Raw genomic sequence first — 25,051 nt, forward strand, 5'->3', positions numbered from 1 at the left:
TCCACAAAAAAATGATGGCCGTCAAGCGGTATGCCCCTGACCGCAGCGCGAAAGGGTCCTAATCGATGCTACGGAACAATTGCCGCCGTCACGTCATATCCTCTAGTAGGGACATTTGACGCGGGGCCGAGGAGGCCGCCGGCGGGACTACCGGGGCAGCGCCGGACGCGGCCGCGGGGCCGGCGCCAGCAGCGCGGCCAGGTCGCGGCGGGCCCGCGCGACGCGGGAGCGGATCGTGCCGACGGGGCAACCGCAGAGTTCGGCCGCCTCCGCATACCCGAGGCCGACCACCTGGGTCAGCACGAACGCGGCGCGGCGGGCCGTGGGCAGCGTGCGCACCGCGAGGTTGAGCGCGACCATGTCGTCCAGGTCGGGCAGGTGGTGGGCCCCCGAGCGCTCCGCACTGGCCTGCCAGTCCTGGTCGGCAGCGATCCGCGGCCGGCACGCGGCGGCGCGGAAGTGGTCGGCGGCCACGTGCCGGGCGATGGCCAGCAGCCAGGCCCGCGCGTGGTGGGGACCGGTGAACCGGTGCGCGCTGCTCAGCGCGCGGACGAACGTCTCCTGCGTCAGGTCCTCGGCGTCGGCGTGCCCCACCAGGTAGACCAGGAAGCGCCGGATGTCACGCTGCGTGCCGCGCACGAGCGGGTCCGCGGCGGAGCGGTCGCCCCGCCCGACGGCCAGGACCAGAGTCGCTACCGCGCTTTCCCCCAGTGATTCCGACATAGATTCACGTTATCGGTACGGAATACGGGGAGGAACGGCTTCCAGTGGCAGTCCAGTCAACCTCTCCACCGGAAACCAGAATTCGTTGGAACCGTCCGGCCAGCCGGCTTCGCAGCCCGGGGACCGCGCGGCGCGACGTCGGCACGGGCGCGCCGGACACGGCGGCGGGGCCGCCGTCGGACGCCCGCCCGCCGACGACCCCGCTCCCGGGCCGCTCCCACCGTCCGGCGGACACGTCCGCCGCACCCCGAGTCAGCCGGCCCTGGCCAGCGGGCGGGCACCGTACGTGACGCGGACCACCCCGTCGTCGTGGCGCTCCGTCTCGGCGGTGACCCCGAAGACCCCGGACAGCACCTGGGGCGTGAGCGCGTCCAGCACCGGCCCCACCGCGACCACCTCCCCACGGTCCAGCACGACGAGGCGGTCGCAGCTGCGCACCGCCAGGTCCAGGTCGTGCAGCACCGCCAGCGTCGTGACGCCCAGCGTGTGCACCAGTTCCAACAGCTCGAACCGGGCCCGGATGTCCAGGTGGTTGGTCGGCTCGTCGAGCACCAGGAGCTGCGGCTGCTGGGCGAGTGCCCTGGCGAGCAGCACCCGCTGCTTCTCGCCCCCGGACAGCGAGCCGTACATCCGGTCTGCGTGCTCCAGCATCCCGGTACGCGTCAACGCGTCCGAGACGATCTGGTGGTCCTCGGCGCTCTCGCGGTCGAACACCCCCTTGTGCGGCGTCCGCCCCAGCGCGGCGACCTCCTGCACGGTCAACCCGGGGGGCGTCGGGCTGTTCTGCAACACCGCGGCGGTCCGCCGCGCGGCCGCCCGCGCCGACAGAGACCAGACGTCCTCGCCGCCGAGCAGCACCTGGCCGCCGCTCGGGCGGACCGACCGGTAGATCGTCCGCAGGAGCGTGGACTTGCCGCTGCCGTTGGGGCCGATCAGGCCGACGACCTCACCGGGCGCGACCTCCATGCTGACGTCGCGGAGGATCGGCGTGACGCCGATGGAGACACACACCTGCTGCACCTGAAGCTTCATGAGTGGGACATGCTCCTATCCCGGCGCATCAGCCAGATGAAGAACGGTGCACCGAAGAGGGCGGTCAGGATGTTGAGGGGCAGTTCGTTCGGCGGGTCGACCGTCCGGCACAGCAGGTCGACGACCACGAGGTAGACCGCGCCGACGAGCGCCGCGAGGGGCAGGACCCGGCGATGGTCCACGCCGAACGCGAGCCGCACCAGGTGCGGCACCATCAACCCGACGAAGCCGATGCCGCCGGCCACGGCGATGAGCACGCCCGCGACCAGCGACGTCAGGACGATCGCCACGAGCCGCAGTCGCTTGACGTCGATCCCGAGGGCGGTCGCCGACTCGTCGCCGGTGACGAGCGCGTTGAACTGCCGGGCGTACATGGTCAGCAGCAGGGTCGCCGCCAGGACGACCACGCCCGCGACGTGGAGTTGCTCCCAGCGGGCGCCCGCGACGCTGCCGAGCAGCCAGAACATGATCTGGCGCATGTTGTTCGGCGTCGTCTGCAACTGCAGCAGGCTGGTGATCGACGTGAAGACGTAGCTGATCGCGACGCCCGCGAGCACGAGGCGGACCGGGTTGATCCGGCCGCGCTGCTGGCCGAGGGTGAACACCAGCGCCACCGCGAGCATCGCGCCGAGGAACGCCGCCCCCGAGACGCCGAGTCCGCCGAGCGTGCCCGCGCCCAGCGCCATCACGGTGACGGCGCCGACCGAACCGCCCGCCGACACCCCGAGGATGAAGGGGTCGGCGAGCGGGTTGGCCACGAGCGCCTGCAACACGACGCCCGCGACCGCGAGCCCGGCGCCGCACAGCGCCGCCAGCAGCACCCGGGGGATCCGGAAGGTCCAGACGATCTGGTCGTGCGCCGGGTCCACCGCGGGGGTCACCCCGGTCAGGTGCGCCCAGACGATCCGGCCGGTGTCACCGACGGAGACCTGCACCGACCCGACGGCCGCCGCGACGAGGACCAGACCGACCAGCAGTACGCCGAGCACGAGCAGGCACAGCGGCAGCGGTGCGCCGTGCAGTGGGGCCGGCCGGGCGGCGGTGCGCTTCGACCCGGCCGACACCCGACCGTTCGTGGAACGCGACATGGTGGTCATGGCGCTCAGAACGCCTCGGGGTGGGCGGCCTGCGCGATCTTCTCGACGGCCAGGTGGTTGCTGGGGCCGAGGAAGACCGAGTCGGAGAGCACGACGTAGCGGTTGTTCTTGGCCGCGTCCCACTGCGGGAACTGGGCGAGCAGCCTGCGCGCGTCCGCGTCCGGATCCTTGGACATGTAGTTCACCACGAGCAGGGTGTCCACGTCGGCCTTGGCCACCTGTTCCCGGGAGAGGTTGGCGAACGTCTGGTCGGTGGCGCCCTCGAAGGCGTTCACCGCCCCGGCCTTGGCCATGACGTCGTTCCAGAGCCCGTTGCCGCCGACCGAGCTGAACTCGCCGCCCATCGCCATGCCCGGGATGATCATCATGACCTTCTGCTTCGGCAGGTTCCCGGTCTTCGTCCCGACGGCGGCGATGCGCGCCTGGGAGTCCGCGATGATCTTCTCGGCACGCTCGGACACCCCGAAGATGGCGCCCAGGTCGCGCAGCAGCGCGTAGCTGTCCTCGACGGTCGGCTTGCCGGTGACCGTGCCGACCTCGCCGCACGAGCTCTTCGGGGCGTACGTGTTGGCGCCGACCGCCGCGAGGTCGTCTCGGGTGGCGAAGCCCGCCTCGGCGCGGAAGCCCCCGTCGTAGGTGGAGATCACGAAGTCGGGCGTCAACCCGATCATGGCCTCGCGCGGGATGTCCGACATGTCGTTGAGCTTCAGGTTCCCCGTCGGCAGCTGCTTGATCGCGTCGACCCGGCCGTCGACCTCCGAGGTGCCGTAGGACTGCGCGTTGGCGATGATCCGGTCGGCGACGCCGAGTTCCAGCAGCGCGGAGACCTCGGCCACCGAGCCGCCGTTCATCACGACCACCCGGCTCGGCGCCTGCTTGTAGGTGTACGACTTGCCGCAGTTGGTGATCGTCACCGGGTAGCCCGCCTTCGGCGGCTCGTTCGACAGCTCGGCCTCGCTCCTGGCCGCCGTGCAGGCCGTCGTGAGCAGCAGGGCGGCGACCGCCGCGGCAAGGGGGAATCGCTTGAGTTTCATCCGGTCCTCCGAATGGTTGACGTGGCGACGGGCGTCGGCGCCGCCGCCGGATCCGGTTCCGCTGCCGCGGCCGTGGGCCCGGGCAGGTGGTGCAGACGGGCACTGACCAGGCCCGCGCAGGTCGCGGAGGCCGCGAGCAGGAGCGCGGTGGCCGCGAAGGCCGTCGCGTGGTCGGCGAAGGGCACGCCGGGGTCGCCGGGCGTCGCGCCGAGCACGGTGCGGTACCAGACCCCGGCGACCGCGACCCCGAGCGCGAGGCCGAACTGGGTCACGGTGGTCGCCATGCCCGACGCCGCGCCCGCCTCGGCGGGCCGGACCCGGCCGAGGATCCCGGCCACCAGGGGTGAGACGACCAGTCCCTGCCCGAAGCCGGCCAGCGTGACCACCGCGACGAGCATGGGTGCCTGCGCGGACTCGGGCGCCTGGACGACCCCCGCGCTGGCCAGCAGGACGGCGGCGAGCAGGCCGCAGCCCCAGACCGGGGTCGGCGACGCCACGAGGCGTCCCACCCGCCGGTTCGCCGCCGAGCCCAGCGAGAAGCCGATCCCGAGCGGCACGAACATCAGCGCCGCGGTGAGCGGCGTGAACCGCAGCCCGGTCTGCAGGTAGTAGGTGAACACGAGGAAGAGCCCCGAGTTCGTGGCGAACAGTGCCAGCACGGTCAACAGGGACAGCCGCATCCCGGGGGCGGTGACGACCCGCGGCGGGAACAGCGGGTCGCCGCCGGCGCGGTGCAGGCGCCGCTGCTGGTTGACGAGCACGACGGCCACGACGGCCGCGATGGGCACCCCGAGCCAGAGCCACGCCGGGCCGCCCGGCCCGAAGACCAGGGGTACGAGCAGGGCAGGGGCCGCCACGATGGTGAGCGCCGCGCCCGCGAGGTCGAGCCGGTGCGGCGCCTTCGGCACGGTACGCGGCAGGATCCCGCCCAACGCCAGGATGGCGATCCCGACGGGCACGTTGACGAGCAGCGCCGGCCGCCAGCCGAGGCCGAGGATGTCGGCCTCGACGATGAGCCCGCCGCCCGCGATGCCGCTGATCACGCCGAGGCCGATCACGACGCCGTAGACGCTGATGGCCCTCGCGAGCCGGTCCGGGTCCTGCATCGTGGCCCGGATGATCGCGAGCACCTGGGGTGCCATGAACGCCGCCGTGGCGCCCTGCAGGAAGCGGGCCACGATGAGCAGGTCGGCGTCCGGCGCGATCCCGCACAGCAGCGAGGTGACCGTGAAGCCGGCGACGCCCCAGAGGAACACCGTGCGGTGCCCCAGCCGGTCGCCGAGCCGCGCGCCGGTGACCATCAGGGCCCCGAACGCGATCACGTAAGCCGCGCCGACGAACTGGATCTGGTCGAAGCCCGCGTCGAGGTCGCGCTGGATGGACGGGCTGGCCACGTTGACGACGAACCCGTCCACCTGGGTCATGAACGTCGCGGCGAGGACCGCGCCGAGTCCGAGCCATTCACGCCGTTCGCTCATGCTGTTCTCCGAGAATCGTCGACGGATGCGAGGACGGCGCCGACCCGCGCCAGGGGGCCGGCGGCGAGCATCCCGTCATGGGTGCAGTCGAGCCGGTGCACGTCGATCCGCCCGTCGACGTGTGGCCCCCAGCTCGCCGGTACGGGCCAGTCCGGTGTCTTGCCCTCGGTCGCCTCGACGACCAGGACGTCGCCGCTGAGACGGCGGGGCGTCCAGTCGGCGATCAGCCGCGAGTTGCGCACGAAGGCGTCGTACGCGAGACGACGCTGCGCCTCTTCGAGGCCGCCCAGCGCGGCCTGGCCGAGCACGGCGGCGGCCGCGTCGTGCTCGCCGGGCGGCGGCCGGTCCCGCCAGCCGGCCGGGAGCGGGTACGAGTCGAGCAGCGCGAGCAGGGCCACCGACTCGCCCGACTCCGTGAGCTGCGTGGCCATCTCGTGGGCCACCAGCCCGCCGAACGACGCGCCGAGCAGGTGGTACGGCCCGACGGGCTGGATCTCGCGGATGCGCCGCACGTGGTCGGCGGCCAGCTCGGCGACGCTCGCGCACTGGCCGGCGGCGACCGACTGGAGCCCGTACACCGGGCGGCCCGGGATCCTCGCCAGCAGCGCGGCGTACGACCACGCCAGCCCGGTGGCCGGCGCGACGCAGTACAGCGGAGGGCCGCTCCCCCGCGTCCGCAACGGGAGCAGCACCTCCGTCGAGCCGTCGCCGGTGTCCGTGGCGAGCGCCGGTGCGAGCTTCGCGACGGTCGGCGCCTCGAACACCGTCCGGATGCTGATCTCCACGCCGAACTCCGCGCGCACCCGGCCCATGAGCCGGGCGACCAGCAGGGAGTGCCCGCCCAGCGAGAAGAAGTCGTCGTCGATGCCGACCTCCGGCAGGCCGAGCAGCTCGGCGAAGAGGCCGCACAGGACCGTCTCGCGCTGGTCGCGCGGCGCACGCCCGCCGACGGTCGCGGTCAGGTCCGGCGCGGGCAGCGCCGCGCGGTCCAGCTTGCCGTTCGTGGTACGCGGGATCGCCGCCAGCGCGACGAACGCGGGCGGCACCATGTAGTCGGGCAGCCGCTGCGCCAGGAACTGCCGCAGCGCGGCGGGTTCCGGCGCGGCGTCGCCCGCCGGCACGACGTAGCCGACGAGCCGCACCTGACCCGGCGCGTCCTCGCGGGGCACCACCGCCGCCTGGGCGACCTCGGGGTGGGCGAGCAGGACCGCCTCGACCTCCCCCGGTTCGATGCGGAAACCACGGATCTTGACCTGGTCGTCCGCGCGGCCGAGGAACTCCAGCGTGCCGTCGGGCCGCCAGCGGGCGAGGTCGCCGGTGCGGTACATCCGACCGCCGGGGGGCCCGAACGGGTCCTCGACGAACCGCTGCGCGGTCTGCTCCGGACGCTCGTGGTAGCCGCGGGCGACCGGCGCGCCGGCGAAGTACAGCTCGCCCACCGTGCCGGGCGGCACGAGCCTGCGCGCCGGGTCCAGCACGTACGCCCTGGTGTTGCTCAGCGGCCTGCCCACGATCGGCTCGGCGCTCTCGGCGAGCCGGCACCAGAGGGTGTCGACCGTGCACTCGGTGGGGCCGTACAGGTTGTAGACGGTCATGCCGGCGCCGCGCAGCGCCGTCCAGAGCGCAGGGCCGGTGGCCTCGCCGCCGAGCGCGAGCACGGCGGGCCGGTGCCGCCCGGCGTCGAGGAACCCGTTCGCCATCAACTCCTCGGCGTACGTGGGGGTGATGTCCATGAAGTCGATCCCGTGCCGGGCGACGTAGTCGAGCATCGCGGCCGGGTCGCGGCGCCGGTCGTCGTCGACGAAGTGCAGCTCGTGGCCGTCGAGCAGCCACAGCAGTCCCTCCCACGAGGTGTCGAAGGACAGCGACGCGGAGAGCGCGGCCCGGCACACCCGGCCGGCGGACTCCGGACGGATCATCGTGTCGCGGTGGTGCTGGAAGAGGTTGACCAGACCCCGGTGCTCGACCACGACCCCCTTGGGAACGCCGGTGGAGCCGGACGTGTAGATGAGGCAGGCCGGGTGCCGCGGCGCGAGACCGGTGTCCGGGGCGGGCACGTCGGCCGTCCCGGCCAGCGCCGCGGCGGTCTCGGGGGCGTCCACGAGCAGCACCGGCACCTCGGTGTCGCGGTGCCCGGCCCAGAGCGCGTCGGTGCTGACCACCGCGACGGGCGCGCTGTCGGCGAGCATCGCCGCGACGCGTCGGGCGGGCAGGTCCGGATCGACGGGCACGTAGGCCGCGCCCGCCTTGAGCACCGCGAGCAGCGCCACGATCGCCGCCGACGTACGCGGCAGCAGCAGCCCCACGTACCGGTCGGGGCCGGCCCCCCGGGCGACGAGCATGGCGGCCAGGCGGTCGGCGCGGCGGTCGAGCTCGGCGAAGGTCAGCGTGGCGTCGCCGGCCACCAGCGCCGTCCGGTCCGGCGTAGCGGCGGCCTGCGCCGCGAACAGCGCCGGTACAGTGACCGCCGGCAGGGGTCGCGCCGTGTCGTTCCACTCCTCCAGCAGCAGCCTGCGCTCGCCGTCGAGGAGCAGGTCGACGTCCCCGACCGGGGTGTCGGGAGCGTCCGTCGCGCGGCGCAGGAAGGCCAGGAACCGCTCCAGGTGGCCGGCGAGTTCGTCGTCGTCGTAGCAGTTGGGGTTGGCGTCCAGGACGATCCGCAGGCCGCTGCCGTCGGCGTGGTCGTACACGTGCACGACGAGGTCCTCGACGAGCCCGGCGCTGACGTTGCGTACGAGCCCGTGGTGCCCGGCGAAGCGCAGGCCGTAGTCGAACGGCATGATGTTGACCGAGGGGCCGAACAGCTTGCGATCACTGGCGACCAGTCTGAGGTCGCGGCGCAGCTGCTCGTAGCGGTAGCGCAGGTGCGGACGCGCGGACCGCACCTCGTCGCCGACCTGCGCGGTGAGACCCGCCAAGGTGGTGGTGGGCTCGACGCGGACCCAGAGCGGCACGACGTTGGTCACCATGCACGGCACGCGGAGCGACACCGAGCCGAGGCGGGACATGACGGGCAGCGCGAGGGTGAGTTCGTCCGCACCCGTCATCCGGTGCAGGTAGGCCGCGAAGGCCGCGATGAGCACCTCGCTCCAGGTGGTTCCGGTGGCCTTCGCGACCCCCTTCAACGCGCCGATGCCGGCGGAGTCGAGGTCCTCGCCGACGCGGAGCACCCTGCGGGCCAGCGGCCCGGAGCGGCGGGCGAGGACGACCGGCACCGGTCTGCCCTGCGCCCGGGACGTCCAGTGCTCGCGCGCCGCGGCGTACGCGTCCGAGTCCGCGTAGGCCCGGTCCTCGTCGACGACGGCGGCCAGGGAGCCGAACGTCCGGGGCGGCGGTTCGCGCCCCTCGACGAGTGCGGTGTAGCGCTGCGCCACCCTGCGGGCGACGAGGGACAGCCCGTACCCGTCCAGCGCGATGTGGTGGGCGCGCTGGTACCACAGGACGTGGTCGGGGCCGAGCCGGAAGATCGCCTGACAGAACAGCAGGTCCTTACGGAGGTCGACAGCGACCGCGAGGTCCGCGCGCATCCAGGCCAGCGCGGCGGCGAGCGGGTCGGCCTCGCCGCTGGTGTCGACGTGGTGCACCGGCCACGGCTGGTCGGCGCGGGGGCGTTGCCACGGGCGGCCGTCGGCGTCCTCCTCGAAGACCATGGTCAGCGCCTCGGCCTCGCCGACGGCTCCGCGTACCGCCGCCTCCAGCAGCCGCAGGTCGACCGGGCCCCGGATCTCGACGTACTCGGCCGTGTTGAAGGCGGAGCTGTCCGGGTCGAACTGCTGGCCCGTCCAGATCCCCTCCTGCGCGGCGCCCAGCCGCAGCGCACCGTCAGCCATCGCGGCCCGCCACCAGCTTCACCCAGTGCCCCAGCGTCGGCTGCTCGGCCAGCTCGACGAAGCTCACCTCGGCGCCGGCGTCGCGCCACCGCTCCATCAGCATCATCAGCCGCATCGAGTCCAGGCCACAGTCGAACAGGTTCTCGTCGTCGGAGGTCTCGTCCTGGAGGCGGTGGAGCATCTCCGCGACGTCCGCCCTGACCGTCGTCGCCGTCAACTGATCTGCCACGTCATGCCTTCCCGCGGGTGTGAGGGTGGACACGGGTGGGATCCGGCGATCGGCACCGCCGGATCCCACCCTGGAACGGACGTCCATGAAGGACTAGGCCGCCGCGTCGACGTCGTCGTAGACGGTGACGCGGTAGGACACGGCCGGCTCCGGCGTCGCGGTGTGCAACGCCCGGTGGACCAGGCTCTGGTTGTCCCAGAGGAGCATGTCGCCCTTCTCGAACGTCTGGAGGTGGATGTTCTCGTGCTGGTAGGTGCGGTCGAGCTGGCCGGTGGCCGTGAGCAGCTCGGTCAGCAGTTCCGGCCGGTCGTTGCCGTCCGCGTCCTGCACCGACAGCGTGAAGCCCTCGCTGAGGTACAGCAGGGTCTCGTCCGTGTGCGGGTGCGGGAACGCGAGCGGGCTCGTCACCGGCGGGGTCTTCGCGTTGACCTCGTCGATGATCTCCGAGATCGGCCGGTAGACGTCGGTGGGCCGGATCTTGAAGTACCGCAGCACGCTGTGCGTCGCCGTGGTGTCCTTCACCGCCAGCTTCAGCTCCTCGGAGAGCTGCTCGTAGGCCGTCGCCAGGTTGATGAAGTAGGTGCCACGGTTCTTCGACGGCACGACCTGCGGGTAGATCATGGTGATGTCGAACGGACGCGGCATGAACTGGTAGTCCGAGTGCCAGAACTTGCCGGTCTTCGGCACCCCGACCTGGCGGCCGTCCTCCTCCTTGACGTTGGAGGAGACGAACACCTCCTTGACCTCGGGGTGGTGGTAGACCGGCTCGTAGTACTCGGCGACCCGACCGAGCCGCTCGCCGAGCGCCAGGAACTGTCGCGGCGACAGGTCCTGGTTCTTCAGCACCACGATCTTGTTGGTGTAGATGGCCTTCTTGAGTTCGACGATGTCCTGCGCCGGGGCGGTCTCCGCGTCGAAACCCTCCACGGTCACGCCGAACTTCTTCCCAGCCTGCGGGGTGATTTTCATTCGCACTCCTCTGAGCGGTGGCGCCGCGAATCCGACACCTCAGTAGTCGCGTCCGATCGGACAACAGTTCCCGCCCCGACAGGTGCCCGGGGCCGAATTTCCAGGTCAGTTACCGGGCAGTGGGTTCACATTTCCGCGGGCTCCTCTGCGAATGTCGGCCTGCCGTTCCCACAGCAACTGGGCATGGCAGGCGTGGATGACGGCCGCCGCGCCCTCCGGGTCGTCGCGGACGACGAAGTGGCCGCTGCCGGGGATGACGAAGTGCTGTGCCCTCGGGAGCACCTGCCGGGCCCGGACCGCGTCGCGCATCGGCACGACGCGGTCCTGGTCGGCCCAGACGAGGTTCACCGGAGTCGTGTCGTCGATCTCGGTGGCCCGGAACGAGTAACGGCCCGCGTACCGGCACAGGGTGGACACGTCGTTGGTGATCATCGACGTCACGTCGGCGGCGACCACCTCCGCCCGCAGGGCGACGGGCCGCGCCGACACGTTGCCCATGACGAACCTGCGGACGCAGCCCCTGGCGAGCAGCCGCCCACGCGCCCGGGGCCCCACCGCGGCGGTGATCCGGAGGATCGCGTGGGTCCGCACCACGCACAGGTAGGCGTGGCAGGCCGCCCGGAACCCGATGCTGCACAGGGCGGTCACCGCCGCGACGGGCACCCGCCGCGCCAGTTCGAGCGCGATCACCCCGCCGAGCGAGTGCCCGACCACGTGCGGCCGCCGCAGCCCCAGCACGGCGATCCGCTCCGCCACGTACTCGGCGAGCCGCGGCACGACGTCATGGCCGTACGCGAGCCCCGGCACGCCGCCATGACCGGGCAGGTCGATCGCGAGGGTCCGGGCGAACCCCGGGATGCGTTCGACGACGGCGTCCCAGCTCGCCCGGCCGAGACCGGCCGCGTGCAGCAGAAGGAGCTGGGGGTCCTCCGCGAGCCGGCTCGGCTCGACCATGGTGCGGCTCCGTTTCTTTCCGTGCGGACGTGGCCGTCCCGGCACATGGACGCGTCAGGAGGCGGCGACCATCGCCCCGCGCGACGCCTCGGTCGTGTCGGCCCGCTCCGGCAGTTCGGCGCCCGCTAGTGCCTTGAACCGCCGCAGACGCAGGCTGTTCGACACCACGAACACCGAGCTGCCGGCCATGATCAGGCCCGCCAGCATCGGATTGAGCAGCCCGCTCGCCGCGAGCGGGATGGCCGCGACGTTGTAGGCGAAGGCCCAGAACAGGTTGCCCTTGATCGTGGCCAGGGTGCGGCGCGACAGCCGGATGGCGTCCGCGACCACCCGCAGGTCACCGCGGACGACCGTCAGGTCGCCCGACTCGATCGCCACGTCGCTGCCGGTGCCCATCGCGATGCCCAGGTCGGCCTGCGCGAGCGCGGCGGCGTCGTTGACACCGTCGCCGACCATCGCGACGACCTTGCCGTCGGCCTGCAGCCGCTTGACCAGGTCGACCTTCCCGGCGGGAAGCACGTCGGCCACCACGTCGTCGATCCCCACCTCCGCCGCGATCGCCGCCGCGACCGCGCCGTTGTCGCCGGTCAGCAGGATCGGATGCAGACCCAGCCGTTTGAACTGCGCCACCGCCGCCCTGCTGGTGGGCTTGACCCGGTCGGACACGACGAGGACGCCGCGCAGGGCGCCGTCCCACCCGACCATCACCGAGGTACGGCCCGCCGCGTCGGCCGTCGCCTTGGCGGCGGCGAGCTCCGGGGGCAGGTCGGCGGCCCACGAACCGAGCAGGGAGGCCCGGCCGACGATCACCTCGTGCCCGTCCACCGTGCCGCGCACGCCGACCCCGGTCTCGCTGTTGAAGTCCGCGACCGCGGGCAGTTCGCCGCAGCGGTCCCGCGCCCCCGCCACCACGGCACGGGCGATGGGGTGCTCCGACGCGCTCTCCAGCGCGCCCGCGAGCCGCAGCAGCTGCGCGTCGGTCACCCCGTCGACGGGTACGACGTCCACGACCGACATCTCGCCGGTGGTGACCGTGCCGGTCTTGTCGAGCACGACCGTGTCGACGGTCCTCGTCGATTCCAGCACCTGCGGACCCTTGATGAGGATGCCGAGCTGCGCACCCCGGCCGGTGCCGACCAGCAGCGCGGTCGGCGTCGCCAGCCCCAGGGCGCACGGGCAGGCGATGATCAGGACGGCCACCGCCGCGGTGAACGCGGCCGCCGCCGGTTGGCCCGAGCCGAGCCAGTAGCCCAGCGTGGCGAGCGACAGCGCGATCACCCCGGGCACGAACACCGCCGACACCTGGTCCGCGAGCCGCTGCACGTCGGCCTTGCCGGTCTGCGCGTCCTCGACGAGCTTGGCCATCTGCGCGAGCTGCGTCTCGCCGCCCACCTTCGTGGCGCGTACGACGAGTCTCCCGCCGGCGTTCACCGTGGCGCCGACGACCTCGTCGCCGGGCCCCACCTCGACGGGTACGGACTCGCCGGTGAGCATGCTCGCGTCGACCGCGGAGGAGCCCTCCTCCACGACGCCGTCGGTCGCCACCTTCTCCCCCGGCCGCACGAGGAACCGGTCGCCGACCGCGAGCGCCGAGATCGGCACCAGCACCTCGACGCCGTCGCGCAGCACCGTCACGTCCTTGGCGCCCAGCGACAGCAGTGCACGCAGCGCGGCGCCGGAGCGGCGCTTGGCGCGCGCCTCGAAGTACCGGCCGCAGAGGATGAACAGCGTCACGCCTGCGGCGACCTCCAGGTACATGTTGCCCTCGCCGGGCGTGCGTTCCAGCGTGACGCGGAACGGGTGGCGCATGCCGGGCTCGCCGGCGGTGCCGAGGAACAGCGTGTACAGCGACCACACGAACGCGGCGATGGTGCCCACCGAGACCAGCGTGTCCATCGAGGCGGCGGCGTGCCGGAGGTTGGCGAAGGCGGCCCGGTGGAAGGGCCACGCCCCCCACACCACGACCGGCGCGGCCAGCGTCAGGCAGGCCCACTGCCAGTACTCGAACTGGAGCTGGGAGAACATCGACATCGCGATGACCGGCACGGCCAGTACGGCGACGACCCAGAGTCGGTGCCGGGCGGCCCGCAGCTCCTGGTCGTGCTCGGCCGCCTCCGCGGCCGCCGGGTCCGGGGCGTCCGCCGCCGGGGCCGAGGGTGGCTGCACCGGCCGGGCCGTGAAGCCGATCTCCTCGACGGCGGCGATCACCCGTGCCTGCGTGATCCCGGAGGTGACCAGCACCTTCGCCTTCTCGGTGGCGTAGTTGACCGTCGCCTCCACCCCGTCGATCGCGTTGAGCTGCTTCTCGATGCGCGCCGCACAGGCCGCGCACGTCATGCCGCCGATCAGCAGTTCCAGGTGGTTCTCAGCCCTGGCCGTGCGCGGCTGCACCAGCCGGGCCGTGAAGCCGATCTCCTCGACGGCGGCGATCACCGCCGCCTGCGAGACCTGCGGCGCGGCCAGCACCTTCGCCTTCTCGGTGGCGTAGTTGACCGTCGCCTCCACCCCGTCGATCGCGTTGAGCCGCTTCTCGATGCGCGCCGCACACGCCGCGCACGTCATGCCGCCGATCAGCAGTTCCAGTCGGTTCTCAGCCGTGGCCATGCGGGGTGCCCCCCTCCGTGCTACCGCCGGACGTGTCGGCGGGGACAGCGGCGCCGCCGTTGCGTACGGCCTCCTCGTTGCGTGCCTTGGCCGCCGCGAAGGCCTCTTCGGTCAGGCCGTGCGGCGGCGGGTTCGGCCCGTTCACGCGCAGGGTGAACGCCGCCGTGCGTACGACGCCCTGGTGCTGGAAGTCCAGGAACAGCCGGTAGTCGCCGAAGCTGGGCGCGGTGGCGTGGAACAGGATGTCCGGCCCGGGGGCGGTCTGCCCGTCGCCCGGCGTGCCGTCCGGATGCACGTGCAGGTACGCCATGTCGCCGTCGCGCAGCGCGACCAGGTGGCCGAAGGCGCCGAGGTACGGCTCCAGGTCGGTGACCGGCTTGCCGCCCTTCGCGACGCTGAGGGTCAGCTTGCCACTCTTGCCGGGCGTCAGCTCGCCGCCGAGCGTCACGGTGTAACCGTCCACCGTCGCGGTGGTCGAGGGCGCGGGCAACGCCTCCGGCCGGAAGTCGCCCGACACGGACACGTCCGCCCCGAGCGTCTCGCCGTGGATGCCCCACAGCGGCATGTAGTCGGCGAAGATCCGGTACTCGCCCGCCGCCGCGAAGGTCAGCGGCACCCGCCACACCCCGTCGGAACCGAGGTTCGGGTGGACGTGCTGGAAGTTCGTCAGGTCGCGCCGCGCCACGATGAGGTGCATCAGCTTCTCGTGCTGCGGCTTGTACTTCATCAGCGGCGTACCGTCGTGTTGCAGGATCTGGAAGGCGAAGGTCTGCTTCGTGCCCGCCCGGACGTTGTCCGTGACCACCTTCAGGTTCATGCTCTCGTGTGTGATGGCCAGGCCGTACGAGGACTCCTCGGCAGCGGCGGCCGGCTTGGCGGCGGGTGCGGCCGCCGGTGCCGCCGTTGGCGGGGGCCCCACCACCCGGCCGACGGTGTAGGCGCTGCCCAGCACCAACACCAGGGCCAGTGCGAACGCACCGAGTTTCGTCACTATCTTCATGATCATCCGTCCTGAGTCGACGCGATTGGCGTGGAGGCCGCCCCGCTCCACCGCAGCAGGCACGCCCCGAACGACATGCCGCCGCCGAACGACAGCAGGAGGACGAGGTCGCCGTCGGAGAGCCGTCCGGCCCGGTTGGCGTGGTCGAGGGTGAGCGGCACCGAGGCGCTGCCGGTGTTCGCGTACTCCTCCACGGTGCGGTGGGTGTACGCGGCGGTCAGCCCGCACGCGCGTACCACCTCGTCCAGCAGCAGGCCGTTGGGCTGGTGGGGCACGACGTGCGCGATGTCCGCCGGTTCGACGCCCACCCTGGCCAGCAGCTTGTCCACGAACGGCGGGACCTCCTGCAGCACCAGCTCACTGACGCCCCGGCCCTGCATCCGGAAGAAATGACCGCCGTCGGCCAACGTCGCCGCCGACGCCGGCAGCCTGCTGCCGCCCGCCGGCACCCGGATCAGGTCGCTGGCGTCGCCCATGGTCGCCAGCTCGTACTCGACGACGCCGCGCCCGGCGGGCACCGCACCGACGACCGCCGCGCCGGCACCGTCGCCCATCAGCACGGCCGTGCGCCGGTCCTCGAAGTCCAGGATGCGGGAGTACACGTCGGCGCCGACCACCAGCGCGTGGGTGCCCGGCCGGTCGGCGACCAGCGACCGCGCCAACACCAGGGCGTGCACGAATCCCGCGCACACCGCGTTGACGTCGAAGCAGGCGGCCCCGTACGCGCCGAGACGTTCCTGCACCAGACAGGCCGTCGGCGGCTGGGGATGGTCCGGGGTCGACGTCGACACGATGAGGTAGTCGACGCGCTCGACACCGAGGCCCGCGTCCCGCAGCGCGCGGGCCGCGGCGTGCACGGCGAGGTCCGAGGTCGCCTCCTCCGCCGCCGCGAAACGACGCGAACGAATGGCGGTCTTGCGCACGATCCATTCCGGGCTCGCTCCCGGTACGCGACGTGCGATTTCCTCGTTCGACAATGCTCGCGTGGGCACCCAGGATCCGGTGCCCAGAATTCCGACGGGTGAGGACACAACTGCCTCCACAGAGAAAAGGCGTTCCTTGCCTGCAAATTAGCCGAGCAGCCGCATCGATCGCAATCACGGAAGCCACCACCCCACACCCCCGGTCGGGCAAATTACCGAGCGATGGCGGAAACAATTTCGCGGCGATGGAACGCACAATTTCCCGAGCCTGCGCCCGCCCGCCGGCACACGGTTCACCCGTGCAGTTCCTCCCGGGCCGGACGTGACACCGCACGGATGGGATTGGTCGGCGGGCACCGCCATGCTGGCGCAACGACCGATCGCGCGGCGAGGCCCGTGGCACGGCCGGCGCCTGCGGGCGGGGCGGACCGGCCGACGTCGGCGCCCTTCCTCGTCGGGCAGGACCAGGACCGGACGGAGAGCATCCGATGACAGCGCACACCGTCGAGACGAGCCGCCCCTCGGGTCGGCCCGGGAAAGGGTGCCGGCCCGCCGCGACGATGCGTGGGAAGCAGCGGATGCCCAGACGCAGAGTGACGGCTACGATTCTCAGCGTGTGGGGTGAGATCTCGAGGACGTCCCTGCCGGCCGCGCCGTCGGGTCCGACGGTGCAGGGCGCACCGGGGCCGCACGCCGCGGGCCACGTCCGCTGGAAGTCCCGCCGTTGATGGCCACCCGGGAGCAGCCCACCGGACTGACGCGGTGCACCGCCTCGCCGGCGCACGCCCCGTCGACCCCGGGCATGCGTCAGACGCGGCTGTGCACCCTGGTGAGCGCCGCGAGCGGGGTCGCCGCGTGCGTGCTGCTCGCGACCCTGCAACTGCTTCGCGGGCCCGATCCGCGGTGGATCGTGCTCGGCGCCGCCGGGTGCCTGCTCCTGGCCGTGACGCTGGCCCGCGTGCTGTACCGGACGGTCACCCCCGGAACGGCCCCGACGACCGCCGGCCGGCCGCTCGCCGCTCCCGTCGTGGCCGCCGTGCTGTCCGTGCCGCTCGTCGGGCCGGGGGGCGACACCCCGGGCCTGGCCTGGTCCTTCGTGGGCGCCGCGCTCGTCGGCGTCGCGCCGCTGCTGCTGCCGGTCCGGTACGCGGTGACCCCCATGGCCGCGACGGTACTGGTGTCGGCGGCGACCGCCTGGTGGCTCGGCGGTCCCGTGCGGGACGCGGTGACCGTCACGGTGGTGCTCGGGCTGTCGGTGGCGGTGTGGAACGTGCTGCACCTCTGGTTCTGGACGTTCCTGGGGCAGGCGCGGGAGGGGCGCGACGCCGTGGCCCGCCTGGCCGCGGCCGAGGAGCGGCTGCGGTTCGCCCGGGAGGTCTACGAACTGCTCGGCAACCACCTGGCGGCGATCGCCTTCAAGGCCGAGCTGGCGTCGCGGCTGGCCCCGGTCGACGGGGCGCGGACCAGGAACGAGGTTGCCGAGATCCGGGCGCTCGCGGCGGCCGCGCTGGCGCGGATGCGCGAGGCCGTGCACGGCTACCACGTCGTCGACCTGCGCGAGCAGGTGCTCTCGGTGGCCCGGGTGCTGCGGGCCGCCGACGTGCGGTGCACCGTGACGCAACCGAGGAAGGACCTGCCCCCCGCGCTCACCGGGCCGCTGGTGTCCGTGCTGCGCGACGTGGGCGCCCACGTACTGCGCGACGGCGAGGCGCGGTGGTGCACCATCGAGGTGGCCCGCGAGGCGGACGGAGCACGGTTGACCGTCGTCAGCGACGGGGCTGACGGTGTGGACACCGACGGCGCCGTGTTGCCGGGACTCGCCGACCGGCTGCGGGATTCGGGTGGCGCGCTGCGCACCTGGCGGGAGAACGGGACGTTGACCGTGGAGGCCACCATCCGGGTGGAGGCGTGACCGGGCAGTGCCGCGGTCAGCGGGCCGCCCGCAGGGCCCCGCCGGGCAGGAGACACTCGTCGGCCGTCGGCCAGCGCGTCGGATCGTCGCCCAACGTGACGAGCTCGGCGACCTGCAGGCGGCACCACGGCGACAGGGAGATGTCCCCCGTGTTCACCGCGTAGACGAAGTCCGCCCAGTCGGCCCACTCGAAGTCGGCGATGGCGGCCGGGTCCGGGGTCGGACACTCGTCGGTCACCACCCGGAACACCGGTGCGACGGCGTTCTCCGCCACCCCGTTGTCCATCACCGCCCGGTAGCGGAAAGCGGGCAGCACCAGCTCGGGCCGGGGCGCCGCCAGACCGAGCTCGGCGCGGACGGTGCGCGTCACCGCCGCGGACACCGCCTCCCCCGGTGCGGGATGCCCGTAGCAGGAGTTCGTCCAGATCCCCGGCCAGGTCCGCGTCCGGTCGCTGCGCAGCGTCAGGAGCAGCTTCGCGTCGCTGGTGAAGACGTAGCAGGAGAAGGCCAGGTGCAGGGGCGTACGCAGGTGGTGGACCGTCGCGCCCTCGGTGGTGCCCACCGGCTGCCCCTGTTCGTCGAGTAGCACGACCTGCGGCATGGTCTTGGTGTCCCTTCCCGTACGGGATTCAGCTCGCCGGCGCGGCGGCGACCGCGATCATGATTCCCCAGCCGGTTCCGCCGGGGCGACCGAACGCCGGCGCCGCCTGCCACGCGTGCCCTTCGGCGGATCGATGTGCACCAACTCCGTACGCGTGCTGATCTTCAGCTTCCGGTAGGCCCGCGTCAGGTGCTGCTCGACGGTGCTGACGGTGATGAACAGTCTGTCGCCGATCTCCCGGTTGGTGTGCCCGCGGGCGGCCAGGTTCACCACGCGACGCTCGGCGTCGGTCAGCGTGGCGAGCCCTTCCTTCGCGCCGGCCACCTGAGGATCGAGGGTGTCGTGGGTCGGCTTGAGCTTGCGTCGCAGCAGCTCGGCGTGGCAGCCCTCGGCGAGTTGGAGGGCGTGGGCGCTCATCATCTTGGCGCGCCCGAACTCGCCGAGCGCGTGCCCGGTCTGGCTCAGGTCCGCGAAGACGTGCGCGAGTTCGTGCCGGTCCCCGCTGGTGTGCAGCAGGTCCATCGCCTCGCGCAGCAGCGCCTGGCGTTGCTTCGGCGCGTACGCCGCGGCCAGCGCCCGCAGCCCCATCCCCTTGGCGCGCGGGGCGTCCCCGCCGGGCAGCGCGAGGTGCTCGGTGACCAGCTTGCGGGCCCGGTCCGGCCGGCCCATCCGCACGTGCAGCCGGGCGAGGTCGACCCGCCACGGCAACGCGCAGGGGTCGTCGACGCCCCAGGTCACGGCGAGCTGGCCGGTGGTCTGGAAATCCGCGAGCGCGGCGTGCCGCCGGTCCACGGCGTCGTAGTAGACACCTCGGGCCCGCAGGTACTGCGGCCAGAACAGGCTCTGGCGCATCGCCGCCGGCGTCGGCTCGCGAAGGGCCGCCTCGGCCAGTGGCAGCTGTCCGGTCATCGTGCGGGCGAGCACCAGGTGCGCGAGCGGCGAGCCGACGGCGACGCCCCAGGCGGCGGGCGGCATGGTGGCCAGCGCGTCGCGGGCGTGCCGCTCGGCGACGCCGAGGTCGCCCCGGCACAGGGCGATGGCGGCCCGCACGTCCGCCAGGACGGCCCGCCAGCTCACGATCTCGTTCGACTCCGCCTCCTCGGCCAGCTTCTCGCACCAGTCGGCGGCGCGGTCGAGGTGGTCGGCGTGGACCAGCACCCGCAGCGCGTGCCACACCGACACGAGGAGGGAGTCGCCCGCGCGGGCGCGTTGCAGCACCTCCTCGGCACGGTCGACCGCGCCGCCCGGGCCGTCGTGGCCGGCTGCGGCGGGATCACCGCCGTGCGGACGGCAGTACCGCAGCCACCGCCGGGTGGCCAGGTAGTCGGCGCCGAGGTCGGGGTCCGGATGCGCGGCGAGGTCACCCACGCCGGCGAGCGCCTCCTCCGCGTCGACGTGCCTGCCGTGCCAGGCGAGCGACCGGGCGAGCAGAAGCGTGTCGGCCTCGTCGAGGAGGCCGGCACGGCCCGCCTCCAGCAGCGACGACAGGTGGCGCGGAACCGCCTCGGGGTCGGCGCGCCAGTGCGCCCGCACGAGGGCCGCCTCCGCGACGGCCCGTACGCGCCCGTCCCGGGTGGACCTCAGGGCCAGGTCCAGGCAGTCCACCGCGTACCGCACGGCGCCGCCGGTGACGGCTTCCCCCGCCGCCGCGACCAGCACCGGTGCGGCCCAGGGCTCGGCCGGTTCACCGATGCCCACCAGGTGCGCGGCCACCTCGGCGGCGGAGGCGCCGTCCTCGTGCAGCAGTCGCGCGGCCCGTGACCGCAGTGCCGACTGGGTCGGCGGCGGGCAGTCCTCCAGCACGGCGGCCCGGACCGCCGGGTGGTGGTAGGCGTGTCCCTGGGTGAGGCCCGCCTCGGCGAGGGCGCCGAGCACCTGCCGCACGGCCGCCGCGCTCAGGCCCACCAGCCCGGCGACGAGCCCGACGGACACGGACGGGCCGACGATCGCGAGGACCCGGGCGACGTCGAGCAGCCGGGGGTCACTGCGGTGCAGGCACGCGAGCGCGGCCTGCACGAACGATTCGCCCACCATCGGCGCGGCGTCCCCACCACCCCCGGCGAGCGAGTCGTCGGCCAACGCGTGTACGAGCATCGGGTTGCCGCCGCTGATGAGGTGCGCCGACGCGGCGAGCTGCCGGGCGGCGTCCGGGCGGATCCGCTCGGCGAGCAGGCGCCCCACCCCGTCGCGCGACAGCGGCAGCAGTCGTAGGTGACGGCAGTGGGGTTGCCGCGTGAGCTCCGCCCGGAACGCGGCTGCCGCGGGCCGCGCGCCGACGCATCCGCTGACCACGAGCAGCATCCGCGCGAAACGGATCCGCCGTTGCAGGTACAGCAGCGCCTGCAACGACAGGGGGTCCGCGAACTGGACGTCGTCGACGACGACCACCAACGTCCGGTCGGCGGCGACGTCCAGGAGGACCTGACAGACGTCGTCGAGCAGGTGCGCCTCCCCCTGTCGCAGGGTGGGCGTACCCGACTCGCCCGAGGGACCCTCGTCGCGCCGGAGCAGTGGCAGGTGGTCGGCCGTACCGGTCTGGGCCCGGAGGCTGTGGAACAGCTGTCCGACGACCCCCAGGCGGATGCCGCTCTCGGCGACCGAGCAGGCGGCCGTCAGCACGAGCGCGCCGTCGCCGGCGGCCGCCTCGGCGGCGGCGTTCACCAGTCTGGTCTTGCCGCTGGCGACACCGCCGTCGACCAGGGCCACCCGGCCCTGACCGGCGGCGGCCGTCGCGTACGTCTCGGCGAGGTCGGACAGCAGGTGTTCTCTCTCGATCAGTGCCATGTGGGACACCTCCGACACTCCTGAGGCTCGGTCGACCGGCGACTCACCCCGGCGCTACGGCGTGGACGAAGTCGGCGCCGCCGCGCTATGCCGGGCTGAGTGCCCGGGTGTGCGCCCGGATCCGGCGCAGCACCTCGGGCATCTTGTCGTTGAGGTAGAAGTGACCGCCCGGATGGACGACCAGCTCGAACTCCGCGCTGGTGTGGTCCTGCCACGCCCGCACCTCGTCGAGCGTCACCCGGGGGTCGCAGTCGCCGACGAGGGCGACGATCGGACAGTCCAGACGCGGCCCTGGCCGATACCGGTAGGTCTCGGCGGCCGTGTAGTCGCAGCGGATGGCCGGCAGCACCATCCGTACCACGTCCTCGTCGTCGAGCAGCGCGTCGTCGGTGCCCGCCAGCGCGCGTACGTCGGCGATCAGGCCGGCGTCGTCCCGCAGGTGGATCCGCTCGTCCTTGCGCCGGTGCGGTGCCCTCCTGCCGGAGGCGAACAGCGCGGTCGGGACGATGCCCTCCTGCCCGAGCCGCCGCGCGACCTCGAACCCGATCGTCGCGCCGAGGCTGTGACCGAACAGGGTGACCGGCCGGTCGAGCAGGGGCAGCAGCGCCGCCACCAGCCGGTCCGCGATCTCGTGGGCCGAGGTGAGGCCCGGCTCCCGCCAGCGGTCCTGGCGGCCGGGGTACTGGACGGCGAGCACGTCGACCTCGGGTGCGAGCGCCTTGGCCGCACCGAGGAAGTAGCTCGCCGAGCCGCCGGCGTGCGGCAGGCAGAGCAGTCTGGTCGCCGCCTCGTCGGCGGGGTGGAACCGTCGTACCCACAGCTCGGTGTCTGTCATCTCGTCCACCCCGCGAATCCCCTCGTGGTCGTCGGTGCCGGTCTGCGCCGGGACGCCGTCAGTGGCCGGCGTCCACCCGGGCCTCGCTCCAGCTGATGGTGGTGGGCCGGACCGCCGCCAGGTCGCTGGTGGTCCAGCTGTCCACGACGTCGATCCGGATGTCGCCGTCCGCCGGGGCGTCGGCACCGTCGAAGAAGAAGGCGTTGAGCATCTCGACTGCATTGACCGACATGGGGGGTCCCCTCTCGCGCTGCACGGCCTCGTTGGTGAGGAACGCCACCTAAACCTCCTGGATGGGTGCGTGTTTCAACAAGGTCTGCACTCATCGTCTCGGTGAAGGTTCATCACAGCGCAATCGTGAACTGCTCATACCCGGGCCCCGCGGCAGGCTCGTCGGCTTTTGTCAATACCCGAACTGCCGGTATCGCGTCACTGGGTTTCGATGCCGCGGTTTTCCCTGGCCGGACGGCCGCGAGAAGCATCGGTGCGGCAACGGGTACGCCTGGCAGGGCGGTGGGCCGGGGCGGGCCGGGGAAACGCACTCCCGCCCGGAGCAGGAACAACCGCCGGGAATTGACGGGCGCCGCTCCCCGCCCGATGGTGCACAGGTCACCTGAGGGGAGTGACCGTCTCATGCCCCACCTCGGGCCCACGATGCCTGACCAGCGCCTGGGCACTTCCGCGGCGATAGCCGGCACATGCGCCCACGCCTCCTGCGGGGTGCCCTAGGGGTGCCCCGCCAATGACCACCGGTGGGAAACTCCAAATCCCACAGACACGCCGCCACCCACCCGGAGCAAACCATGCGATTCTCCGTACTCGGCAGCACCGAAGTCACCGACGACGACACCCCACTCGAACTCGGCGGAATCCGCCAACGCGCAATCCTCGGATACCTCCTGCTGAACGCCAACAAGGTCGTCGCCACCAGCCAGCTCCTGCACGCCATCTGGGAGGGCAACCCGCCCCCCACCGCGCGAAAGATGGTGCAGAACGCCGTCTCCGCCATCCGCCGCACCCTCGCCGCCAACACCGACCCCACCACCACCCCCACCCTGCACACCCACCCACCGGGCTACCAGCTGCGCGTCGACACCGAAACCATCGACCTCCACCGCTTCCGCAGGCTCGTACGCGAGGGACGTCACGCCACCACCAACGGCAACCCCACCCACGCGGCCGACCTCCTGCACCAGGGACTCGCCCTCTGGCGCGGACGCGCCCTCGCCGACCTCGTCGAAACCGGCATCACCTGGTCGGAGATCACCGCCATCGAAGACGAACGGCTCTCCGCGATCGAAGACCGACTCGAAGCGGAACTCGCCTGCGGTCGGCACCGCGAGATCACCCCCGAACTCGAGATCCTCACCGCCACCGAACCGCTACGCGAACGCCTCTGCCACCAGTTCATGCTCGCCCTCTACCGCAGCGGACGCCAGGTCGACGCCCTGCGCGTCTACCGACGCACCCGCGAGGCACTCATCGACGGCCTCGGCCTCGAACCCGGCCGCAGCCTCCAGGAACTCCAGCACCGCATCCTCGAACACGACACCAAGATCCAAGTACCGGCGCTGGTGGGGTGAGCGGTAGCCGCGCGAGGGTCGCCGCCACGGCTGCGACGCGGGCACCTCACCGGCCCTCGGCTCCCGCGCCGCCGCCACGGCCGCCGGACCCCGCCCACACCGCCGCCCCGGCCCCGGTACCGGGGCCGGGGCGGCGCGTCGTCGCCTACCTGTGCCGCAGCAGTACCGGCAGCGACGCCACGTCGTTCGCCATGAACGAGCGCAGCGGCTGGATCTCCTCCGGCGGCACGGCCAGCGCGAGGCGCGGGAAGCGGGCGAACAGCGCCGGCACCGCCACGGCCGCCTCCAGCCGCGCCAGCCGGGCGCCGGGACAGAAGTGCGGGCCCGCCCCGAACGCGAGGTGCTCCTTGTTCTCCCGGTCGATGTCGAACACCTCCGGGTCGCGGTGCACCGCCGGGTCGCGGCCGTGCGCCAGGTAGCTGATGAGGATGGCGTCGCCCGCCCGGATGACGACTCCCTCGCCGAGGTCGATGTCCTCCTTCGCCCAGCGCATCGGCAGCGCCGCCACCGGGCAGTGCGCCCGCAGCGCCTCCTCGATCGCGTCCGGCCAGCGGGCCGGGTCAGCCAGCAGGGTCGCCAGCTGGTCCGGGTTGGCGAGCAGCTCGCGGACCGTGTGGTCGATCAGCGTCACGGTCGTCTGGCTGCCGCCACCGATGAGCAGCAGCAGCATGTCGACCAGCTCCTGCTCGCTGAGCGGCTCCTCGCCCTCCACCCGGGCCGCCATCAGGAAGCTCGTCAGGTCGTCGGACGGCTCGCGGCGCTTGAGGTCGATCAGCGTACGCATGGCGACGTTCATGTCGACGTAGACCGCGGCCGACTCCTCCTCCGGGACGTTGTCGGTGTTGAGCACCACCCGCAGGATGCGCAACACCTCGGGTCGCAGGTCGTCGGGCACCCCGAAGAGGTCGCAGATCATCCTGGTCGGCAACTGCTGGGAGTACGTGGTGTGCAGGTCGACCGGCTCGTCCGGCGCACGGGTGGCCAGGTCGTCGAGCAGCCGCCCGGCGATCAGCTCCAGGTGCGGGCGCATCGCGTCGATCCGCTTCGGCGTCAGCGCCGGTGCCACGAGCTGGCGCAGACGCTGGTGCTCGCGGCCCTCCGCCGTGGACATGGACTCGACGTCCACCCACGGCGACAGCCACTTGATCTCGCCGGGGGTGTAGCTCGGCACGTTCTTCTTGACGTTGCGGGAGACCCCGGGGTGGGTCAGCAGGCGCCGGACCACGTCGCCGCGGGTGATCGACCAGGCCAACATGCCTTCCGGCAGCTCGACGGCCACCGCGGGACCGGCCGCGCGGAACTCGTCGATCTGCGCGTACAGGCACTTGCCGCCGCGGCTGTCGATCTGGGTGGTGGGGGCAGCGCTGAAGTCGACCATAGTGCGCCTCCTACGATGGTGAGTTAACGCAGAAAAAGGTAACTGTCGATCGGGAACTGCCGGGTAACGGCTTTCTCACACCCGT

Annotated in this window: 19 protein-coding genes; 2 read left to right on the forward strand and 17 right to left on the reverse strand. The window is 72.6% G+C overall.

Annotated elements, in window-relative coordinates; genetic code table 11:
* Positions 1-147: 147 nt before the first annotated feature.
* From KBX06_RS16570 to KBX06_RS16625, 12 genes are all read right to left on the reverse strand, one after another.
* Entirely contained in the window at positions 148-723 is a 576-nt protein-coding gene (locus tag KBX06_RS16570) for a sigma-70 family RNA polymerase sigma factor (RefSeq protein WP_210835762.1), read from the reverse strand.
* Positions 724-975: 252 nt separating this feature from the next.
* Positions 976-1,755 carry an ABC transporter ATP-binding protein gene (locus KBX06_RS16575; protein WP_210835764.1) on the reverse strand — a complete coding sequence of 260 codons (780 nt, stop codon included), beginning with the start codon at positions 1,753-1,755 and terminating at the stop codon, positions 976-978.
* A complete protein-coding gene (locus tag KBX06_RS16580; protein WP_210835766.1) occupies positions 1,752-2,852 on the reverse strand; it encodes an iron ABC transporter permease in 1,101 nt (366 codons plus the stop codon). The genes KBX06_RS16575 and KBX06_RS16580 overlap by 4 nt, the downstream gene beginning before the upstream one ends.
* Before the next feature lie 5 nt (positions 2,853-2,857).
* The gene (locus tag KBX06_RS16585; RefSeq protein WP_210835768.1) at positions 2,858-3,886 is read right to left on the reverse strand and encodes an ABC transporter substrate-binding protein; all 1,029 of its coding nucleotides are present in this window, start codon (positions 3,884-3,886) and stop codon (positions 2,858-2,860) included.
* Positions 3,883-5,364, reverse strand: a complete 1,482-nt coding sequence (locus KBX06_RS16590; RefSeq protein ID WP_210835769.1) for an MFS transporter — start codon at positions 5,362-5,364, stop codon at positions 3,883-3,885. Before KBX06_RS16590 ends, KBX06_RS16585 begins: the two co-directional genes overlap by 4 nt.
* Positions 5,361-9,194, reverse strand: coding sequence for a non-ribosomal peptide synthetase (locus KBX06_RS16595; RefSeq protein WP_210835770.1), 3,834 nt, complete (start codon positions 9,192-9,194; stop codon positions 5,361-5,363). Before KBX06_RS16595 ends, KBX06_RS16590 begins: the two co-directional genes overlap by 4 nt.
* Positions 9,187-9,423 carry a phosphopantetheine-binding protein gene (locus tag KBX06_RS28250; RefSeq protein WP_307854655.1) on the reverse strand — a complete coding sequence of 79 codons (237 nt, stop codon included), beginning with the start codon at positions 9,421-9,423 and terminating at the stop codon, positions 9,187-9,189. The genes KBX06_RS16595 and KBX06_RS28250 overlap by 8 nt, the downstream gene beginning before the upstream one ends.
* A gap of 93 nt (positions 9,424-9,516) precedes the next feature.
* On the reverse strand, positions 9,517-10,392 hold the full coding sequence (locus tag KBX06_RS16605) for a TauD/TfdA family dioxygenase (protein ID WP_210835772.1): 876 nt from the start codon (positions 10,390-10,392) through the stop codon (positions 9,517-9,519).
* A gap of 105 nt (positions 10,393-10,497) precedes the next feature.
* The gene (locus tag KBX06_RS16610) at positions 10,498-11,346 is read right to left on the reverse strand and encodes an alpha/beta fold hydrolase (RefSeq protein WP_210835773.1); all 849 of its coding nucleotides are present in this window, start codon (positions 11,344-11,346) and stop codon (positions 10,498-10,500) included.
* Between the two features lie 54 nt (positions 11,347-11,400).
* Positions 11,401-13,950: a heavy metal translocating P-type ATPase gene (locus KBX06_RS16615; RefSeq protein WP_210835774.1), complete on the reverse strand. Its 2,550-nt coding sequence runs from the start codon at positions 13,948-13,950 to the stop codon at positions 11,401-11,403.
* Positions 13,937-14,950 carry a hypothetical protein gene (locus tag KBX06_RS16620; RefSeq protein ID WP_374225649.1) on the reverse strand — a complete coding sequence of 338 codons (1,014 nt, stop codon included), beginning with the start codon at positions 14,948-14,950 and terminating at the stop codon, positions 13,937-13,939. The genes KBX06_RS16615 and KBX06_RS16620 overlap by 14 nt, the downstream gene beginning before the upstream one ends.
* Positions 14,951-14,952: 2 nt before the next feature.
* A complete protein-coding gene (locus KBX06_RS16625) occupies positions 14,953-15,993 on the reverse strand; it encodes a beta-ketoacyl-ACP synthase 3 (RefSeq protein WP_307854656.1) in 1,041 nt (346 codons plus the stop codon).
* 682 nt (positions 15,994-16,675) lie between these two features.
* Between KBX06_RS16625 and KBX06_RS16630 the strand changes: the two genes are divergently transcribed.
* Complete coding sequence (locus KBX06_RS16630; protein WP_210835779.1) at positions 16,676-17,785, forward strand: histidine kinase; 1,110 nt, start codon at positions 16,676-16,678, stop codon at positions 17,783-17,785.
* Positions 17,786-17,801: 16 nt separating this feature from the next.
* On the opposite strand, the gene idi is transcribed toward KBX06_RS16630, so the two are convergent.
* The 4 genes from idi to KBX06_RS16650 all read right to left on the reverse strand — a co-directional run bounded on the left by idi (position 17,802) and on the right by KBX06_RS16650 (position 22,237).
* Positions 17,802-18,386: an isopentenyl-diphosphate Delta-isomerase gene (idi, locus tag KBX06_RS16635; RefSeq protein ID WP_210835780.1), complete on the reverse strand. Its 585-nt coding sequence runs from the start codon at positions 18,384-18,386 to the stop codon at positions 17,802-17,804.
* A 57-nt stretch (positions 18,387-18,443) separates the two neighbouring features.
* On the reverse strand, positions 18,444-21,170 hold the full coding sequence (locus KBX06_RS16640) for a LuxR family transcriptional regulator (RefSeq protein ID WP_210835781.1): 2,727 nt from the start codon (positions 21,168-21,170) through the stop codon (positions 18,444-18,446).
* A gap of 85 nt (positions 21,171-21,255) precedes the next feature.
* Positions 21,256-22,005, reverse strand: coding sequence for a thioesterase II family protein (locus tag KBX06_RS16645; RefSeq protein WP_210836015.1), 750 nt, complete (start codon positions 22,003-22,005; stop codon positions 21,256-21,258).
* Between the two features lie 58 nt (positions 22,006-22,063).
* Entirely contained in the window at positions 22,064-22,237 is a 174-nt protein-coding gene (locus KBX06_RS16650; protein ID WP_210835782.1) for a hypothetical protein, read from the reverse strand.
* A gap of 571 nt (positions 22,238-22,808) precedes the next feature.
* Between KBX06_RS16650 and KBX06_RS16655 the strand changes: the two genes are divergently transcribed.
* Positions 22,809-23,588: an AfsR/SARP family transcriptional regulator gene (locus KBX06_RS16655; RefSeq protein WP_210835783.1), complete on the forward strand. Its 780-nt coding sequence runs from the start codon at positions 22,809-22,811 to the stop codon at positions 23,586-23,588.
* Between the two features lie 145 nt (positions 23,589-23,733).
* Here the strand turns inward: KBX06_RS16655 and KBX06_RS16660 are convergent, their stop codons facing one another.
* A complete protein-coding gene (locus tag KBX06_RS16660; RefSeq protein WP_210835785.1) occupies positions 23,734-24,966 on the reverse strand; it encodes a cytochrome P450 in 1,233 nt (410 codons plus the stop codon).
* Positions 24,967-25,051: the final 85 nt, after the last annotated feature.

It is taken from the genome of Micromonospora sp. C31, assembly GCF_018070575.1.
In the GTDB taxonomy this organism is placed as follows: Bacteria; Actinomycetota; Actinomycetes; order Mycobacteriales; family Micromonosporaceae; genus Micromonospora.